An 18,156-nucleotide genomic window follows, 5' to 3' on the forward strand; every position below is an offset into this window, starting at 1 on the left:
TAAAGTTTGGTGTTTGCGGATGGCATCAGCGGGTTCTCCGCTCCCTCCGCGCACTGCCGCTGCCAAACGGGATTTGTGCGCGAATAGTCGTGCCTTTGCCTGGGACGGATTCGACGGTGAAGTTGCCGCTGACCATTTCCACCCGTTCTCTCATGCCGAGCAGCCCCAATCGCTTGTGCTTTTTGGTGTGCAACACACGTTGCACTGGAAAACCTTTGCCGTTGTCTTTTATTTTCATGCAAAGGACGCCATCCAGTTTCTGAATCTCCACCTGTACCCGGCTCGCATGCGCATGGCGGGCCACATTGTTGAGCGCTTCCTGGGCGACGCGATAGAGCACGGTTCGTTTGTCACCGTTCACGTGCTCAACCGCAGCAAAGGCCGACAGGCTGACGTGGATACCCGTCTCCTCCTTGAAATGTTTCATAAACGTATGGAGGGCGGGAATCAGTCCCAAGTCGTCCAGCACTGTCGGGCGCAGTTCACGAGCGAACCGATGCACGATGTTCACGGAGTGCTCCACCAGTCGTTGCGTGCGAGCGATGCTTCGCTCCAGGCCCTTCGTGTTGAGGGCGGCCTCCTTTTTCAAGGCGGCTAGCCGAATATTGATGCTCGTCAATGTCTGGGCAATAACGTCATGCAGTTCGCGGCTGATCCGCTTGCGCTCTTCCTCCTGCGCCGAGAGAAGCTGTCGGGAAAGCAGCCGCAATTGTTCCTGCATCTGCCGCGACTGCTCCAACAACACGCCGTAGTGTTGCTCGCTTTTCTTGAGGGCTTCCTCCGCCAACTTGCGCTGGGCAATTTCCTCTTTCAACTGCTGATTGGAAATGGCCAGATCCACGGTACGTTGGCGTAGCGCGTCGTTCATCTTCCCCAAGTGCACGTTGGTATCGTGCGCGGTGCGATGCGTTTCCTCAAGCGGGGTGATGGCCTCGGCAAAAAAAGTTCCCGCCCGCCGTATCATTCCGTCCCGGGTGCTGGGGGCGTGGGTGGGCAACACGAGTGTGATCAAAGCTTGCTCGTGGAAGCGGGCTAGATCCAACGTCTCCAGACCTAGGGCCATGGCCCGGCGTCCCAGTCCTTTCGCCGGCTGCAAGCTCGCCCGCGGACCTTGCTTCAGGTGTTTTCCCAACGCCGCCTGATATTGGCGCGACAAGCCGGTCAACTTACGTTTCATGATGTTTGCCGATTTCACGAGCGAACCGCTTGATGCTTTTTGCCGACATATCCACCAAGCGGTGCGTGCTGGCAATCTCTTTTTTAAGGCCCTCGGTGTTGAGCGCGTTCGCCTTTTTCAACGTCAACAGCCGGACATTGATTCCCAATAAAGTCTGGCCGATTTCATCCTGCAGATCGTGGCTGATCTTCTTTCGCTTGTTCTCGTGCGCCGCCAGAATCCGGTGGGTCAGGTGCTGCAAATGTTCTTGCAGTTGGCGTGATTCCGCCAATAGTTTTTTGGCGTTTTTCGTGCTTTTCTTAAGGGCTTGCTCCGCAGTCTTGCGCCGGGCGATTCCCTTTTTCAAGGCTTGGTTGGAGGCCGCCAGTTCCACAGCGCGCCGGTTCAGCGTCTTGTTCAGTTGAGCCAGGCGGAGGTTAGCCTTGATCGCGGCGCGATGCGTCTTTTCGATAGGAGTGATGGCTTCGGTGAAAAAGATCTCTGCGCGCTTGATGACACCATCACGGCTGCTGGATGCTTCCAGTGCGGCAAGTGCTCCTTCGTGAATCCTGGCCACGTCCAATGTCTCCAGTCCGATGGCCACCGCTTGGCGTCCCAGTCCACGCGCCGATTGAAGTCCGGCCCGCGACCTTTGCTTCAGGTGTGTTCGCAACGCCGTCGCGTAATGTCGCGACAACCTGATCAACTTACGTTTCATGATTTGTGCCGATTTCGTACTCTACCACCAAGACGTCCCGGTTGCCGTCCCGCCATCAGGCTGCTTGCTCTCTCGGCGGCGAGGCAACAAGCCAACGCCAATATCCGGCTATTGCTTTATTCTGTATATGGGGTAAACCCCCCATCGCGCCGAATGATTCCGCGGCCTATTCTGAAATGATGAAAGTGTTGCTGCTATACCCGGAATTCCCGGACACGTTCTGGAGTTTCAAGCACGCGCTGAAATTTATCCGCAAGAAAGCTTCGTTACCACCGCTGGGTCTGCTCACCGTGGCGGCATTGCTGCCGGAGGGTTGGACGAAATGCCTGGTGGATGCCAACGTGCGGAAACTGAGCGAAGAGGACCTGGCCTGGTCGGATGTCGTGTTCATTAGCGCGATGATCGCCCAACAGGATTCGGCGCACGACCTGATCACGCGTTGCCGCGCCGCAGGCAAGACGATCGTGGCGGGGGGGCCGCTGTTCACCCTGGGCCACGAGCAATTTCCTGAAGTTGACCATTTCGTGCTGAATGAGGCCGAGGTGACCTTGCCGGAGTTTTTGCGTGACTTCGAGCGCCGCGCCGCTCGGCGTGTCTATGTCTCATCAGAATTCCCCGACATCCGGCGGACGCCGGCGCCGTTGTGGGAGCTGGCGGATTTGGGACGATACGCCTCGATGAGCGTGCAGTTCTCGCGTGGTTGCCCGTTCGACTGCGATTTCTGCAACATCACCGCGATGTTCGGGCATCGGCCGCGCACCAAGACCACGGCGCAAATGATCGCCGAGCTGGATGGTCTCCACCGGGCTGGCTGGCGCGGGGCGGTATTTTTCGTGGACGACAATTTCATCGGCAACAAGCGTTTCCTTAAGGAGGAGTTGTTGCCGGCATTGATCGAGTGGCAGAAACGCGGACGCGGCACTCCATTCTTCACCGAAGCGTCCATCAATCTGGCCGACGATCCAGAGTTGATGCGGATGATGGTCGAGGCGGGTTTCAACCAGGTGTTTGTCGGCATCGAGACCCCGGAGGCGGCGGGCCTGGCCGAATGCAACAAGCGCCAGAACCAGAAGCGCGACCTGGTCGCCGATGTGAAGCGCATCCAGCGCGCGGGGTTGGAAGTGCAGGGCGGGTTTATCGTTGGGTTCGACAGCGACACGCCGACGATCTTTGCGCGGCAGATGGAGTTTATCCAGCAAAGCGGCATCGTCACGGCGATGGTCGGCCTGCTGCAAGCCGTCCCCGGCACAAAGCTTCACCAACGGTTGAGCGGCCAGGGTCGGCTGATCGGCCAGACGACCGGCAACAATTTGGATGGAACAACCAACTTCATTCCGCGGATGAATCGGGAGACGTTACGCGAGGGTTATCGAAATCTGATGGGACACATTTATGCCCCGGGGCCCTATTACCAGCGCATCCGCACATTCCTGCGCGAGTACACGCCTCCGAAAATCCCCGGCTCATTGAACTGGCGATATTTCATGGCGTTCCTTCATGCCAATGTCCGCCTCGGCATTTTCGGTCGTGAACGTTTCCATTACTGGCGCTTGCTGATCTGGACCTTCTTCCATCGCCCCTCCCATTTTCCGCTGGCCGTCACCTTCTCCATTTACGGCCATCACTTTCGCAAGACGTGCCGGGTGCTGGGACTGTGACTCGCCCAGTGGGGTAACGCTACTCAAGCCCACATCCGCACGGCCCGCGCCAACATACAGGCGAGTGAGCTTCCCCATGGGGTGAATACCCCATAGCCAATGACCAGGGCTGGGGTGTACGGTCGTTTTGACACTATACCAAAAACGCAACAACACTGCAACGGCGTTTGTGCCCGTCAAACTGCGCCAACGATGATGAGCGAACACCAAAGCGAAACCGAATTTCTGCGGCATTGCCTTCGCTACGAAGACAGCGCCGAGCACCAGGCGCTGGATCAAAAATTCACTCAGATTCAGCGTGACGAACGCTGCGTCCGACGCGCGGTGTGGCTGATGACCGTGCTGACTGCGCTGGCAGTGGCCGGCTTTTGCTACTCAGCGGTTTTCTTGGAGGACTATCCGCAAAGGCCTTCGCAATTCGCCACGCAATTCCTCGTCAAAGTCTTTTGCACGGCGGGTCTGGCATCCACGATTTGCCTGGTGGCTTTCGTGAGCCTCGGGATGGTCTATCGCAAAAGGCTGGACCAGCGGCGGGAGGAATGCCGCCGGTTGGTCAGAAAGTTTTTGGAGTCCCGCCTGGGCAAACCGATAACCGCGCCTAGGCGCGAAAGTCGTGTCGGCGACCGGAATCGCAAGACCGTCCAGGTTGCTGTCGGAGGCAACGGCTCTCCCGACCAGACTGAATTAACAGCACGGGGCTGAAACTCCGACTCGTTTGCCATGGCCACGACCTCACGTGGTCACTTGCTATTCCAAATCTTCTGACGACTGTGTCAGTCGTCGCCGAGTGTCCCCATTATTGACCGTGGGGTGTACCCCCCGCTGGTAAGAGCCGGCCCATCGCGTAGCGTAACTCACAACAACGGGAAACCAGAAACGCGACCGAAGACACATTTTATGAAACGCAATAAACTGATGATCACTTTCCTCTCCGCCGCCGCTTTCACGGTAGGCTGCAATAAAGAGGGGACCACCTCTCAACAAGTCGACAAGGTCCAGGCAAAAACAGAAGAGGCTGCGCAAGACATGAAGGATTACACCTACGCGCAAAAAAATGAATTCGTCGTGAAAATGCAGGGCCAGTTGGCCGAGATCAACATGGACTTGGACCAACTCGCCGCGAAAATTGAAAAATCCAGCGACGCGGCCAAGGCCGAAGCCAAACCCAAATTTGAGGCGCTACGCGAACAGGCGGCCAAGTTGAACCAGCAGCTTGACGAGGCCAGGAACGCCACGGAGTCCACTTGGAACGACGTCAAAGCCGGCTTCAAGAAGGGTTACGGCGAGTTGAAGGATTCGTTCCAACAGGCCCGGCAATGGGTGAGTGAAAAAATCGCACCCTGAGGTGGCGGAAAAGAAATTTGTAAAAGTCGGTTAACAATAAAATCAAGAAACGAAAAATATTATGACAAAGAAATCAATAACTTGCATTGACGACAATGCAACTAAGGTCGGTATGAACGGAACGAAACGGATGCTAATGGGCATGGCGCTTGCGCTGGCCGTGATGTATCCCAACCACGACTCAATCGCCAAGAATTCCAACAAGGGTGGGACGAGTATTCTCCATTTGAACTTCGTGACGGCGATGCTGAACACCGGCGTCGATCCCGATGCCAGTGGCAGCGTCAACGGCAAATTGAACCGCCAGGGGAACGCCAGCAACCAGCGCCTCCAAATTTCGCTGGCCAATCTGGATCCGAACACGACCTATCAGTTGGCCGCTTTCATCGGCGATGACACCAACTCGACGAGTGTGGCGAGTTTTACTACAGATGCGAACGGCGCCTTCAAGGTCACGTATGTGAAAAAGTCCCAAGGTAAAGGAAGCGCCGGCGGACAACCACTCCCGGACGCGTTGCACCCGCTCAGAAACGTTCGTGAACTGGATATCGTCAACGGCAGCGCACAGACAGTGTTGCGCGCGGACCTGACCGACCCGGACAAGCTGCAGTACTTGATCAAACGTCGCCTGGACAATACCGGGCTTGTTTCTGGCGCAGTTGGGACGCTTCAGATCAAAGCCACCAAGACCTCCACAAAGTTCCGTTTGACGGCTTCGGGTCTGACCCCAAACACGGACTACGTACTCACCATCAACGGAAACGCTGCTCAAACCAATACGACTGACAGCGCGGGCAATCTGAATCTGACGGCTCTGCCTCCGGGTTCGCCGAACGTCCTCGAGATTCACTCCGTGGCACTGACAGATATTGCCGGCAACGTCGTCCTCACAGCAGGTGGAGGAGGCGGAGGGGTGGGGCTGCCAACGGAAGCTCAAGCGCGAGTCAACCTTCGATCGGCCAATTCCTTCGCCGTTCTCGCCGGCTCGACAGTCACCAGCAGCGGTCTTACCGTGGTTAATGGGGATCTTGGCGTGAGTCCCGGTACGGCAATCACTGGCTTCTTTACCGTTGATGCCGGACCAGGAACCGTGAACGGGACGATCTACAACGTCACTCCTGGAGCCGCCGCCACCGCCCAAGCCGACTTGACAACCGCGTTTAACGACGCGGCTGGACGATCAGTAGGTGCGATTTCGGTTGCCGGCAATCTCGGCGGGCAAACTCTTGCCCCGGGACTTTATAAATCCACATCATCGCTTGAGATATCATCGGGAGACCTCACGCTCGACGCCAAGGGCGACGCAAATGCGGTCTTCATCTTCCAGATGGCGACCACACTTACTACAACCTCTGGTCGCCAGGTAATCCTGAGCGGCGGCGCCAAAGCGGCAAACGTCTTTTGGCAGGTTGGCACTTCGGCGACTCTGGGAACGAGCTCTGTCTTCAAGGGCACCATCATGGCCGATCAATCCATCTCGCTGACGACCGGCGCAACGCTGGACGGTCGGGCGTTGGCGCGGATTGCCGCGGTTACCTTGGAAGCCAATACCATTACCGCTCCGTAGAGCAGGAAAAAGAGCCATCAAGATCGAAAGAAAATGTTGCGAATAAGATTGGTAAATACAGACCAACCAACGAAGAAGGCGAACACCATGAATAGAACGAAACACTTAAAAATCGAATTCCTGTTAGCTGCTGCGCTTGCGGGAGCGCTGGCGGGATGCGTCGGCTACGTGGGCGGGCGGGGTCAGGGAGGCGCGTATGTGCAGCCCTCGTCGGTGTACGTGGAGGGCGGAGTCGCGGTGCAGGACGACTACGTGTATTACCCCGGTTACCAAGTCTATTACAGCAGCTATCGACACCAATATGTCTATCGGGACGGTCGCTCGTGGGTATCACGACCGACGCCGCCGCGCGTGTCAGTTGACGTGCTATTTAGATCGCCGTCAGTGAGGCTCGATTTCCACGACCACCCGTCGATTCATCATGCAAGCGTAGTGCGGCAGTATCCGAAACATTGGGCGCCACCAAGCTCAGGTCATCGCCGAAATGGAGACTAAAACGACCGCAACTAACATGAACTTTAAGAAACTTTTCCCGAATGGGAAGTCAGCCAACGCAATAAGTACAAAAGGAGAAATCCATGAATAAAATTAAACGTTTAGCCGGTAGAATCGGATTCGTGCTGTGCAGTGTGTTACTAGGATACACAACCTACGGACAACCGTCGGTATCGGTCGGGGTGAGTGTGCCGCTGCCTTCAGTGCAGATTCGCGTCGAAAGCGATTTTTATGAACCGCTCGCGCCGCAGGGGGAATGGGTCGTTATCGGCTCCTACGGACGCTGCTGGAGACCGGGTCATGTCGAGGCGGGTTGGCGTCCTTACTGTAACGGCAGTTGGCAGCGCACGGACGCCGGCTGGTATTGGGTCAGCGACGAGCCGTGGGCTTGGGCCACGTACCACTACGGTCGTTGGGATTTCACCGACCAATATGGTTGGTATTGGGTGCCGCAGATCCAATGGGCGCCGGCGTGGGTTTCCTGGCATGAGGGCGGCGGCTACATCGGTTGGGCGCCATTGCTCCCATCAGTGAGGGTTTCGGGAAGTGGATTCATCGGGTTTAACGCGGCAGTCATCTCGCCTCGGGCGTTTGTATTTGTAGAAGAACGCAGGTTCTTGGATCCCATCCGCCCCACCACGGTGGTCGCAAATAACACCACCATCATCAATAAGACCGTCAACATCACTAAGACCAAAATAGTGAACAACACCGTCATCAATGAAGGTCCGGCCACGGCGGTCATCGAAAAAGCAAGCGGGCGAAAGGTCCAGGCGGTGCCGGTTCGGGAACTGCGGCAAAAGACGGAAGTAGCAGTTGCCTCCAAGCAACGGACACCGACAGGGACCCGTAAGAAAAAGGTCGAGCCACCGGTTCGCAGCGAAGCACAACCCCGCGAAAAGAAAACAGTTGCTCCCGCGCCACGTCAGGTTGAGAAAGCCCCGCAGGTTGAGAAACCAGCCGGGGACCCGCGTGAGTCCGCAGCACCCGCCACGAGGAACGAAAGCGTGGACAGCGAGAAAAACGGAAAGCCAGCCAAGGAAAAGCCCGGCAACCCATCGAATGAGAAAGCGCAGCGGTCGGACAAGGAGAAGCCAGCCGCAAGTGAAAAGAATGCAGGGAACCCGGCGGATAAAGACAAAGACAAAGGCCAGGAGAAAAATCCCAAAGATTAGTCGTGTGGAGGCCTGGTGATCAGCCCCTTAAAATTGGGGTATTCACCCCCATATACAGCTTGAAGCAATGGCCAGATGTTTGCATGGGATTGTTGGCTCGCCGACGAGGGAGCAAACACTTCAATGGCGGGACAACGACCAAGTCGGCCTTGTTTGGGAAAAAACGGGAGTATCGGTAAACGAAGAAACCATCAAACGAAAGAATTATATGTCGAACCACCTGAGCCAAAAAATGGGATTCGTGCTGTGCACTGCGCTTTTGGGAGCGCTCACCGGATGCACAACCTACGTCGATCAACCCGGATCTCGCGGCGCGTATTACCAGGAACCGCCGCGTCCTCGTGAAGTGTATGCGCCACCTCCAGCGGCGTATGTACCGCCACCACCGGCGTATGTGCCGCCACCGGCGGTAGAGGTGGACGCCTCGGTCGGGTTCGGGATTCGCGCCGAAAGCGATTTTTATGAGCCGTTGACCCCGTATGGACGATGGGAAGTAGTTGGCTCGTACGGGCGTTGCTGGATTCCGGGACGGGTTGAAGTCAATTGGCGGCCATACTGCAACGGCAACTGGCAGCGCACAGACGCCGGCTGGTACTGGGCCAGCGATGAGCCGTGGGCTTGGGCCACGTATCACTATGGTCGTTGGGATTTCAGCGCGCAATTTGGCTGGTATTGGGTGCCGCAGACGCAGTGGGCGCCCGCATGGGTCTCCTGGCACGAAGGCGGTGGCTACGTCGGCTGGGCGCCGTTGCAACCTTCAGCGCGGATTTCTTTCAGCGGTTCAGTGGAGGTCAACGTCGGACTCGTCGCGCCACGGGCATTTGTATTTGTCGAGCAACGGCGATTCCTGGAACCGGTCCGCCCCACCACTGTGGTCGTTAACAACAACACCGTGATCAACAAGACCGTCAATATCACGAAGATCAAGGTCATAAACAAGACTGTGATCAACGAAGGCCCGCGCACCGAGGTGGTCGAACAGGCCAGCGGACGAAAGGTCCAGTCAGTGCCCGTTCGCGAACTGCGCCGGAATCAGGAGGCAGAAGTCGTCGCCCGGCACCAGAAAGCGCCACCGGGCCGCGAGAAACAAGAGGGAAAATTACAGAATCAGGACCGTGGCGTGGCTGAGCCTCGTGAACAGAAGGCCGCTCCAATTCGCGAGCAACGTTCGGTCCAGAAACCTGCCGTGGCTCCGAACCAACCCGTTGCGCCGGCTGCCGGCAGGCAAGTCCGCGAGATCGACAATCAGAATCAGAATCGTGCTACGAAGCTGGCACAGGAAGAAGAAAAACGTGTGCGCAATGAAAACGAGCGCGTAACTCAACAACAGAACCGCGACACCAGGTCCGCGCAGGACGCTGAGAAACGCGCACGAGAGGAACAAGCTCGCGCGACGAAGAACGAGCAAAGCAAGGCCGCCCGCTCAGTTGCTGAGGCCAGGTCAGTGGCCAATCCTCCGACGGCGACCAAAGAATCGATCGAGCCGAAGACTGAACGAAAGGTTCAGCAGCAGACTGAGAAACAGGTCAAGCGCGCCGAAGAAGTGAAGAGGGGTGCTCAACGACAGACAGAACTGCGCGCCAAACGCGAGCAGGTTGCAAGTGAAGAAGCCCGAAAGAAAGCGGCGAAAAAAGACCGCAAGAAGAAAGTCGAAGATCCGCAGGCATTCCCGGAAAACCCGGCCGTTTCACCACAATCATCACCGTAATCGAACGAGCGTTGATATGAAAGTAAATCCTCATCTACTCATCAACCTATGATCGCATTATCAATATTACCCATGTTTGCCGCCGCTGGTTACTCCTTGATATATCTTCTCGGAGGCGGAGGCTTTTTCGGAGCCATCGTCATCTTCTTCGTGGCGAAAATGTTTGGTAAATGAGTTGTACCAAAGAAACAAATCAAACTCACCGCCATGAAACACAACAAAAACCATGACAACGACCCGAGTGCCGGCCCGCAACTGGTACCGGTTCGTTTTGAATTCACTCATCCGACTGCCCGCGACGTTTGTATCGCCGGAACTTTCAACGACTGGCAGCCCGAAACCAAGCCCATGCATCCCGCGGGAGGTGGTCGCTGGCTGAAGGACACGACCTTGCCGCCCGGCAACTACGAATATTGCCTGGTGGTGGATAACCGTTGGATTCCCGATCCGTCGGTCAGGGAAACCGTGCCGAATCCATTCGGTGGAAGAAACTCGGTTTTGAAAGTAGCCAGTTCGCCGGAAGCATCTCATCTGGCCAGTGCAGAACATTTACCACTAACCAACAAAAACAAATGAAAGAATCGAACAAATGAAAGAACTAAACATTATGGATAAACAAAGACCAGCAACCAACGACAACTTTGGCACGCTCGCCGAGGATGCGCGCGCCTTGATGGCCGCCACCGCCGACGTGGCCGGCGAAAAGGTCGGCGACGCGCGCAAGCGTCTCGCCGCCGCATTGGAAAACGGCAAAGAAATCTATGGCCGTGTTCGCGACAAGGCGGTCGAAGGAGCAAGGGCTGCGGACCAAACCGTGCACGAACATCCGTATCAAGCGATCGGCATTGCTTTAGGGGTCGGTGCTCTCATCGGCTACCTACTCGCTCGCCGGGGTGCCCGTAATTGCGACTGATCCACTCATGGAACCGGCCGCTGACAGCTTTGGGCAATTTGGTGCTTCGTCGAAGCATTTGGCACGACGCTTATTGACCATCGGCGAAAATCGCCTCGAATTGTTGATGGTGGAGGTGCAGGAGGAGCGTGAGCGGCTCCTGCGTGCCATCTTGTTGGCCCTTGGCGTGGCGGTGTTTGGCTTTCTCACGGGAGCAGCGCTGACCATTGCCATTGTGGTCTTGCTGTGGCGCCTCTCGCCGGTCGCGGTTCTCCTGGTGCTGACCAGCCTTTACGCTGCCATCGCCGTGTATCTCTACCGGCGCTTTGCCGCAATCCAGCGCGACTGGAAAACATTTCCCGCCACCCTCGATCAACTCGGAAAGGACCGTTCATGTTTGGAAACGATCCTCGATTGAACCCGCTCCAATCGCGGAAACGATTGTTGGTTGCAGAAAGCGAAATCAACCGCCTGCAATTGGCGGAGGAATGGCAGGCGATGACTGAAGGAGTCCGCAGTCTCGGCGCGCGCGTGAAATCAGTCAGCTCACTCGCATCAGTGGCTGCGCTGCTGGTGGCGGGCGCGTCTGTGTTCCGGCGCAGCAAGTCCATGCCCGCCGAGGTGAAGCCCTCCCGGTTTCACACACTCCTGAAAGGCGCGCAGTTGGCCGGCTCCATCTGGCTGGCGTTCCGCTCGCGGGGTCGCGATCAAAAAGACAAATAGAAGAATATTCATGTGACGAAGCCTTGGCGTGCCGTCCGAAAATGATGACCACAACCCGACCACTGAAATTAAACTCAACGAAAGGACTTTTATGAAGATTGAGAAAGGATCAACCGACTCTTCAACCCCGCTGCCGACGTGCCCCGGTTGCGCAATGACCAAGAACGAATGGCCCGGCGAAGGATATACACACGAAGGAGAAACCTATTGCTGCCAGGGTTGTGCGGAAGGCACCGGCTGCACTTGCGTGAGCGTGGCCTAGCCGGGCTTCTCCCGCGAAGGGCAGAAACTTACCCGGGCCGAACCGCGTCCGGGCGAACAACGCGCAGGCGCACTCGCGCCCCAGGGCGAACTCAGCGGCGAGCGAGATGTCAATGGTACTGAAGAAGCCATTGACCAATCCGGCTGCAGTACCACTTTTGCAACAGCCAAATAATTCACGAAGAAATTCGGTCGAGATAGTCGTCTGCGGTGGCACCACTCTTGTGCTATGGATTACCGCAAGTATTGAACATGCAAGACCACGTCTAGCGACCCGCCAGAAAGTAGGAACCACCAATGCCTCAAGGCGATAAATCCAGCTACACTGACAAACAGAAACGTCAGGCGGAACGCATCGAAGCCGGCTACGAGAAAAAGGGCTTGAGCACGAAAAACGCGGAGGCACGAGCTTGGGGCACTGTGAACAAACTCACCGGCGGCGGCAAAAGGAGCGGCTCCGGCTGGAAGAAAAACTAAATATTATTCGCTCCAAAGCCATGAAATCCTTTCCTATCGTCATTATGGGCGGCGGCGTGGTTGCAGGATACGCAGCCAAGGAGTTCGTCGCCCAGAGCGGCAAAAGCGGGGGCCTGGCAATCGTCACCGCAGAAAATGCGCTGCCCTATGAGCGCCCTCCTTTGTCGAAGGGATTTCTGGCCGGCACGGAAGAAGCCAGCGATCTTCAGATTTCTGACGCCGCATTTTATCGCAAACATGGCATCGCTGTCTGCCGCAACTTCACTGTGAAGAAAGTGGACTTTCGGCGCCACCTTCTCCAGAGCACTTCGGGTAAAGTCATTGGCTTTGATCAATTGCTCATCGCTACGGGCTCGACGGTTCGACGGTTAAAGGTGCCGGGAGCCAACCGATCCGAGCTTTTTTATCTGCGGCAGATGAAGGATTCGCAGGCAATTCGGGAACAGATCAAACGAGGACGGCGGGCCGTGGTGATCGGTTCAGGCTTTATTGGAATGGAGGTAGCCTCGGTTATGGCCAGCCACGGAGTGCGCACGACCATGGTGTTTCCAGATGATCGGGTGTGGAAACGTCTGTTCACACCACCCATTTCAACTTTTTTTGAGCATCAGTTTGTGAATCGTGGCATTACCTTTAGGAAATGTGAAAAGGTGGTTGCCTTGACGCATAAAAATAATGAATGCCAGGTCGTATTGGCATCGGGAAATCAGGTGCCCACAGATTTTGTCGTGGGAGGAATTGGAGTGACCCCAACCATGGAACTGTTTCACCGGACACCGCTGGACACGGGTGACGGTATCAAAGTCAACAAATTCCTTGAAACTTGTGTGCCGGACGTATGGGCTGCGGGTGATATCGCCAACTATCCCGATCCCATCTTCCATCGCCGCATGCGGGTGGAGCACTGGGACAACGCCGTGGAACAAGGGCGGGTTGCGATGCGCAACATGACGGGAAAACTCCAGCCCTTCATCCACGTTCCCTATTTCTTCTCGGATGTTTTTGACCTTTCTTATGAATTTTGGGGCGATGCGACTGGCTACGACCAGGTGGTTTATCGCGGCAACATATATGAAAAGCGATTCAGTGTCTGGTGGCTTAAAAAGCAAACCCTTTGCGCCGCGTTTATCATGAACCGTCCGGAGGAGGAACGAGCGGTCGCCCCTCGATGGATTTTGCGACGTCCATGCTTGGACCCAAAGGCGCTCCAGAACGTCCGTAACTTGAAGTCACTGGATGCCACCTTCGGTCGCCGGGACTAGTCCCAAATCAATCCCGGCCCGGCAGCGGCCGGTTTTTGCGACTTTCCCGCCGCAACGTTCGCCATGGGGGATTCCCCCCGGCTGGCAACAGTCGGCCCATGGAGTAGCGTGCTGCGCAACGAACACCACAATTATGGAAGCCGCCACGATAACTCCGCCCAGTGCGGCCATGGATGACCCGGCGGTCGCAGAGATGCCGCGTGGAGAAACGCCCGGCAACGAAGCACCGTCTGTTGAAGCGATCGCCCCGGTAACGATGAAAACGACACCGGTGCAAATCGCCCTGGTCGCCCTCGGCGCGGTTGCCTTTCTTTACTTCGCGCGTCCGGTGGTTTTGCCGGTCTTCCTGGCTTGTGTGGCGGGGATGGCCCTGAAACCGCTCATCCGCTGGATGTCTTACTGTCGCATTCGACCACCGTTCGCGGCAGCGATCGTGTTGAGTGTTTTGCTGACCGGCGTCGGGGTGGGTTTCTACCATTTGTGGCGGCCCGCAATGACGTGGGTGAATGACGCGCCCGAACACATGACGCAGTTGCGACAACGGGTCCAGATGATTTTCCCGCGCGGCTCCAGGATCACCCAGGCCGCCGCCGCGGTGAACAATCTCGGCGCGACGGAGGAGGAAAAAAAGGAAGCACAAACGAAAGCGCCCTCGGTCGAGGTGAAAGACAGCCGCGGCACCAGCTCGTTCATGAGCTGGACTGGCACGTTGCTGGCGGGAGTCGGCGAGACGTTGGTGTTGCTCTACCTGTTGCTCGCCTCGGGCGACCTGTTCTTGCAGAAACTGGTCCACGTGATGCCCACCTTGCGTGACAAAAAGCGCGCGGTCGAGATCAGCCATGAGATTCAGCAAAACATTTCCAACTACCTGTTTTCCGTTACGCTGATCAACCTTGGCTTGGGCATGGCTGTGAGTGGGGGTCTGTACTTCATGGGCGTTCCCAATGCCGCCCTCTGGGGAATCCTTGCTGCAGTGTTCAATTTTGTTCCCTACTTCGGCCCCGTCGCCGGAGTCTTCATGCTGGCCAGCGTCGGCCTCCTTACTTTCGACACGCTGTGGATGGGACTCCTGCCGCCCGCCTGGTATCTGCTGCTCCATCTGTTGGAAGCGAACTTTATTACCCCGGTCTTGCTGGGCCGCCGCTTTACGCTCAATCCGGTGGTCATTTTTGTTTCGTTGATCTTCTGGACATGGCTTTGGGGAGTGCCGGGCGCTTTGTTGTCGGTACCAATCCTGGTGTCGATCAAGGTCATTTGCGACCACCTCCCCGCGATGTCGCACGTCAGCGAACTCCTGTGCCGATCCGCCAAACCACTTCCTGTCAGCTAGGCCAAATGAATCCTTCGGCCGAACAAATAGTGAGCCGGCAGGGCGCGTGGAGTCGCTTCGTTCTCCAACCCGTGGCGGGCGTGGGCAACTTCGTTTGTACGCAGTGGGACGAGGTGCGGCACGCGACGGCGGTGATCGGGACGGCGTTATCCGTTTGCGTTCGCCCGCGTTACTGGGTGCGCACGGTGCGCCGGGCATTGGCGCATCAGGTGGTCACGATCGGGGTTGAGTCGGTCGGATTTGTCTGTGGGGTGGCGGTGTTTGTCGGCATTGCAGTGGTGGTGCAACTGACGTTCTGGATCGGCGAAGCCGGACAGTCACAAATGCTCGGGCCGCTGTTGTTGACCGTGGTGGCGCGGGAACTCGGCCCGGTGCTGATCAACCTCGTGGTGATCGTTCGCTGCGGCAGCGCCATGGCCACCGAACTGGGCATCATGAAAATCGGCGGGCGGGTTCGCGTGCTCGAGGCGCAGGGCATCGCGCCGTTCACCTATCTCGTCGTGCCCCGGGTTTTGGGTGCCGCCATCTCCACCTTTTGCCTGACGATCCTCTTTATCCTGGTCGCGTTCGCGAGTGGTTATTTGTTCGGCGTGATGCTCGGTAAAGGAAGTTCCGACTGGTTGCTGTTCGCGAACAGCGTGTTCAACGCGGTTCGTCCCGAAGACGTGAGCAACGTCGTTGCCAAAAGCATCCTGCCCGCCCTGTTTGCCAGCGCCTCGTGTTGCATCGGCGGACTGGGCGTCACTGGTTCGGTGCTGGCTGTTCCGCAGGCCACGCAACGCGCGCTCGCCCGTTCCGTCACCGGAATGTTTGTGATCTGCGCGGTGGTGTCGCTGCTAACCTACCTCTGATTGATGAACGCACCAACCGACATCTTGAAATTTCACGGCCTGACGATTGCCGCGGACAACGAGTTTGGGTTGGGCCTCTCCAATCTGAATTCAACTCTCAAGGCGGGGGACCTGGCCCTGGTGTTGTTGGAGGCGGAACAAGCTCATATTCCTTTGGCAGACGCCGCGGAGGGCTTGGTCGAGCCGGAGCAGGGAACGGGCACGTTTCTTGGTGAAGACTGGCAAACGATGCCAGTGGATCGTGTGATGCACCAGCGCGGCAAGATCGGACGGGTATTTGATGGCGAAAGCTGGTTGAGCGATCTCTACGTGGATAAGAACATCACCCTGGCGCAGCGGCATCATACGCGCCGCGCCAGAAAGGACATCGAAGCTGAAGCAACCCAGCTCTGCCGGGTGTTCGGTTTGCCGGAATTGCCGCGCGGCTGGCCATCGAGCTTGCCATCACAAGACCTGCAAAAGGCCGCTTGTGTGCGCGCGTTTCTGGGCGCGCCGGTTTTGCTGCTTTTGGAAAACCCCACGCGCGGCGTTTACGATGACCTAATCGCGCCACTGATCAAGACAGTCAACAACGCGCGCCAACGGGGTGCCGCGGTGTTGTGGACAACGAGCGAACCCCAAGTTTGGAACCACCCTGAGGTGCGCGCCACGGTGCGGTACCAGATGCGCGGTTCGCCAATGCAAGTCATGGAAGAAGCAGAAAGGGTGAGCTGATGGAGAAGCGTTTTCATTTTCGGCACGTCCACGAGTTCACCGGCACGTTCGTCATCTTCGTCGTGGTGGTGCTGATCGCCGCCCTCGTGTGGACGGGTCGCAGCCAGCGCTGGTTCAGAAGTAATGTTACGCTACGGATTGCTCTGCCCGAGGCTGGCGCGGCGGGCATCCGCCAAGGCTCGGAGGTTTACTTTCTGGGCACGCTCGTGGGGTCAGTCTCCGGTGTCACTGTGGATACAACGGGCCGCATGGAGGCGCGGGCAAACATCCGCCGCGACTTTTTTCTTTTCGTACGCGCGGATTCGTCAGCGGTTGTCAAAAAGAAGTTCGGCGTGGCGGGCGATTCGTTCTTTGAGATCTCGCGCGGCGAGGGTAAGCCGTTGCCGGAGGACAACGCCGCCATTGTCTGCAAGGAGCAGTTTCAAAGTGTGCTGGAAGGGGCTGTTGAGGAAGTCCGCAGCGAGGCCATGCTCGTGTTGAAGAAAGTCAACGGTGGCCTGGATACGTGGACCACGCTCGGATCGAACCTAATCACCACACGCGCGCGATTGGACCAATTGGTCGGGCGCATGGACGACGTGGTCACCGATGTTCAGGCGGGCAAGGGCACGGTCGGCAAGTTGATCACAGACACCGCCCTTGCGGACGAAGCGCAAAAGCTCCTGGCGCGGGCGAACAAAGCGATGAGCGAGTTGCGAGGTACGGTGACGAACCTGAATGTCGCGGTGAAGAACGTCCAAGACGGCACGGCGCGGCTGCCGGAAATTACCGATGCCGTGGCCGACGGAGCGAAAGACCTGCCCGGTCTTGTCCTTCAAACACAGACCTCGATGCGCGAACTGGAGCGGTTGATTGAAGCCATGCAACGACACTGGCTGCTGCGAAAGTACGTGAACAAGACCAACCCGCCGCCCATGCGGCCGTTGCCCGCCAGCGAGGAGCCGGAGAAGAAACCGGCGAAAATGCTTTCTTCGCCGAGGAATTCTGCGAAGTGAGGTTCCCAGGGCCGTTAAAGGGAATCCGGCTGGAGTACTTCCCTGTAGGTTATGGCTTGCGGCAGCAGCCATCGCGACTACGCAGCCTGTACCCGAATTTCGACCGAGGATAGCTACAATATCGGCAGGAGTCCCTTGCGGAAGGCCATCAATTGCGCGTGAAAGTGATGGGGTTCAACAGGCCAAGGCGCGTCAATCCGCTTGCGCGCCGCTCGCGCAATCTTCTGTCCCTCTCGCACAGAGTGCGCACCCTTGCTTGACCTAAACCACCGGACTCATCCGGCACTCATGAACTACCGCACGATGATTTCCGGCGGACGCACTACGACTACCGGAGCTGCTACTACGACTCTCGGATGGCTTTCGAATCTCTCGTGACTGCGATAATGCCCGTGTCGCCCCTCTACCGGAACAATACATCCGCTGATTGTGATGAGGGTGGTAACGATGGTTAAGAGAAGGATCATTTTCATATTAAGTTTGTTTCGATTCATAGAGTCACGTTACGCGATGGGCAGGGACTTCTCTACGGGGGGATACCCCCCGTATCCAATGTGAGGTGACCGGCCTGATCAGTTTTGGGGAAGAGCGGCGGCGCAATTCTTTTTCTGTAAATTTGTTGAGCATCAAACTGAGGGCTAGGTTTGGCATTCCATGTTGAGGTAAACTTTTCCGGTTTCCCAGACTTCACTGGTTGCCTGGAGCAGGGCCGAGACGAGTCGGAGCAACGAGGGTTCATTGGGAAAGAGACTGGCGACCCGGGTGCGGCGTTTGAGTTCCTGGTTGACCCGCTCGAGCGCGTTGGAGGTGCGCAGGCGTTTTTGATGTGC

The 18,156-nt window shown here is 57.2% G+C and carries 22 protein-coding genes; 18 read left to right on the plus strand and 4 right to left on the minus strand.

Annotated features, from left to right (window positions below; genetic code table 11):
• Nucleotides 1-25: 25 nt before the first annotated feature.
• Nucleotides 26-1,177, minus strand: a complete 1,152-nt coding sequence (locus HY298_18445; GenBank protein MBI3852241.1) for a sensor histidine kinase — start codon at nt 1,175-1,177, stop codon at nt 26-28.
• On the minus strand, nt 1,167-1,874 hold the full coding sequence (locus HY298_18450) for a hypothetical protein (GenBank protein MBI3852242.1): 708 nt from the start codon (nt 1,872-1,874) through the stop codon (nt 1,167-1,169). The genes HY298_18445 and HY298_18450 overlap by 11 nt, the downstream gene beginning before the upstream one ends.
• A gap of 179 nt (nt 1,875-2,053) precedes the next feature.
• Here HY298_18450 and HY298_18455 point away from each other — a divergent pair, with 179 nt between their 5' ends.
• The 18 genes from HY298_18455 to HY298_18540 all read left to right on the plus strand — a co-directional run bounded on the left by HY298_18455 (nt 2,054) and on the right by HY298_18540 (nt 17,326).
• Complete coding sequence (locus tag HY298_18455) at nt 2,054-3,532, plus strand: B12-binding domain-containing radical SAM protein (protein MBI3852243.1); 1,479 nt, start codon at nt 2,054-2,056, stop codon at nt 3,530-3,532.
• A gap of 192 nt (nt 3,533-3,724) precedes the next feature.
• A complete protein-coding gene (locus tag HY298_18460) occupies nt 3,725-4,234 on the plus strand; it encodes a hypothetical protein (GenBank protein MBI3852244.1) in 510 nt (169 codons plus the stop codon).
• Nucleotides 4,235-4,429: 195 nt separating this feature from the next.
• The gene (locus HY298_18465; protein ID MBI3852245.1) at nt 4,430-4,876 is read left to right on the plus strand and encodes a hypothetical protein; all 447 of its coding nucleotides are present in this window, start codon (nt 4,430-4,432) and stop codon (nt 4,874-4,876) included.
• A 136-nt stretch (nt 4,877-5,012) separates the two neighbouring features.
• Nucleotides 5,013-6,443, plus strand: coding sequence for a DUF3494 domain-containing protein (locus HY298_18470; protein ID MBI3852246.1), 1,431 nt, complete (start codon nt 5,013-5,015; stop codon nt 6,441-6,443).
• Between the two features lie 87 nt (nt 6,444-6,530).
• Nucleotides 6,531-6,938 (plus strand): hypothetical protein, encoded by a 408-nt coding sequence (locus HY298_18475; protein MBI3852247.1) that lies wholly within the window; start codon nt 6,531-6,533, stop codon nt 6,936-6,938.
• Nucleotides 6,939-7,021: 83 nt separating this feature from the next.
• Nucleotides 7,022-8,113 carry a hypothetical protein gene (locus tag HY298_18480; GenBank protein ID MBI3852248.1) on the plus strand — a complete coding sequence of 364 codons (1,092 nt, stop codon included), beginning with the start codon at nt 7,022-7,024 and terminating at the stop codon, nt 8,111-8,113.
• Between the two features lie 208 nt (nt 8,114-8,321).
• Nucleotides 8,322-9,821, plus strand: coding sequence for a hypothetical protein (locus HY298_18485; GenBank protein MBI3852249.1), 1,500 nt, complete (start codon nt 8,322-8,324; stop codon nt 9,819-9,821).
• Between the two features lie 207 nt (nt 9,822-10,028).
• Nucleotides 10,029-10,397 carry a glycoside hydrolase family 13 gene (locus tag HY298_18490; protein ID MBI3852250.1) on the plus strand — a complete coding sequence of 123 codons (369 nt, stop codon included), beginning with the start codon at nt 10,029-10,031 and terminating at the stop codon, nt 10,395-10,397.
• Nucleotides 10,398-10,410: 13 nt separating this feature from the next.
• Entirely contained in the window at nt 10,411-10,734 is a 324-nt protein-coding gene (locus HY298_18495) for a DUF883 domain-containing protein (protein ID MBI3852251.1), read from the plus strand.
• Between the two features lie 7 nt (nt 10,735-10,741).
• On the plus strand, nt 10,742-11,131 hold the full coding sequence (locus HY298_18500) for a phage holin family protein (GenBank protein ID MBI3852252.1): 390 nt from the start codon (nt 10,742-10,744) through the stop codon (nt 11,129-11,131).
• A 26-nt stretch (nt 11,132-11,157) separates the two neighbouring features.
• Nucleotides 11,158-11,436: a hypothetical protein gene (locus tag HY298_18505; protein ID MBI3852253.1), complete on the plus strand. Its 279-nt coding sequence runs from the start codon at nt 11,158-11,160 to the stop codon at nt 11,434-11,436.
• A 91-nt stretch (nt 11,437-11,527) separates the two neighbouring features.
• A complete protein-coding gene (locus HY298_18510) occupies nt 11,528-11,698 on the plus strand; it encodes a hypothetical protein (GenBank protein ID MBI3852254.1) in 171 nt (56 codons plus the stop codon).
• Nucleotides 11,699-11,994: 296 nt separating this feature from the next.
• Entirely contained in the window at nt 11,995-12,174 is a 180-nt protein-coding gene (locus HY298_18515) for a hypothetical protein (GenBank protein ID MBI3852255.1), read from the plus strand.
• 20 nt (nt 12,175-12,194) lie between these two features.
• Nucleotides 12,195-13,436 (plus strand): FAD-dependent oxidoreductase, encoded by a 1,242-nt coding sequence (locus HY298_18520; GenBank protein MBI3852256.1) that lies wholly within the window; start codon nt 12,195-12,197, stop codon nt 13,434-13,436.
• A gap of 133 nt (nt 13,437-13,569) precedes the next feature.
• Entirely contained in the window at nt 13,570-14,766 is a 1,197-nt protein-coding gene (locus HY298_18525) for an AI-2E family transporter (GenBank protein ID MBI3852257.1), read from the plus strand.
• Between the two features lie 5 nt (nt 14,767-14,771).
• Nucleotides 14,772-15,617, plus strand: a complete 846-nt coding sequence (locus tag HY298_18530; protein ID MBI3852258.1) for an ABC transporter permease — start codon at nt 14,772-14,774, stop codon at nt 15,615-15,617.
• Between the two features lie 3 nt (nt 15,618-15,620).
• The gene (locus HY298_18535) at nt 15,621-16,331 is read left to right on the plus strand and encodes a hypothetical protein (protein ID MBI3852259.1); all 711 of its coding nucleotides are present in this window, start codon (nt 15,621-15,623) and stop codon (nt 16,329-16,331) included.
• Nucleotides 16,331-17,326, plus strand: coding sequence for an MCE family protein (locus HY298_18540; protein MBI3852260.1), 996 nt, complete (start codon nt 16,331-16,333; stop codon nt 17,324-17,326). The genes HY298_18535 and HY298_18540 overlap by 1 nt, the downstream gene beginning before the upstream one ends.
• 293 nt (nt 17,327-17,619) lie before the next feature.
• Here HY298_18540 and HY298_18545 read toward each other — a convergent pair whose 3' ends face one another.
• Nucleotides 17,620-17,793, minus strand: coding sequence for a hypothetical protein (locus tag HY298_18545; protein MBI3852261.1), 174 nt, complete (start codon nt 17,791-17,793; stop codon nt 17,620-17,622).
• A gap of 171 nt (nt 17,794-17,964) precedes the next feature.
• Nucleotides 17,965-18,156 (minus strand): transposase (locus HY298_18550; GenBank protein MBI3852262.1); only part of this gene is annotated, 192 nt, incomplete at its 5' end.

It is taken from the genome of Verrucomicrobiota bacterium (genome assembly GCA_016200005.1).
GTDB lineage: Bacteria > Verrucomicrobiota > Verrucomicrobiia > Limisphaerales > PALSA-1396 > PALSA-1396.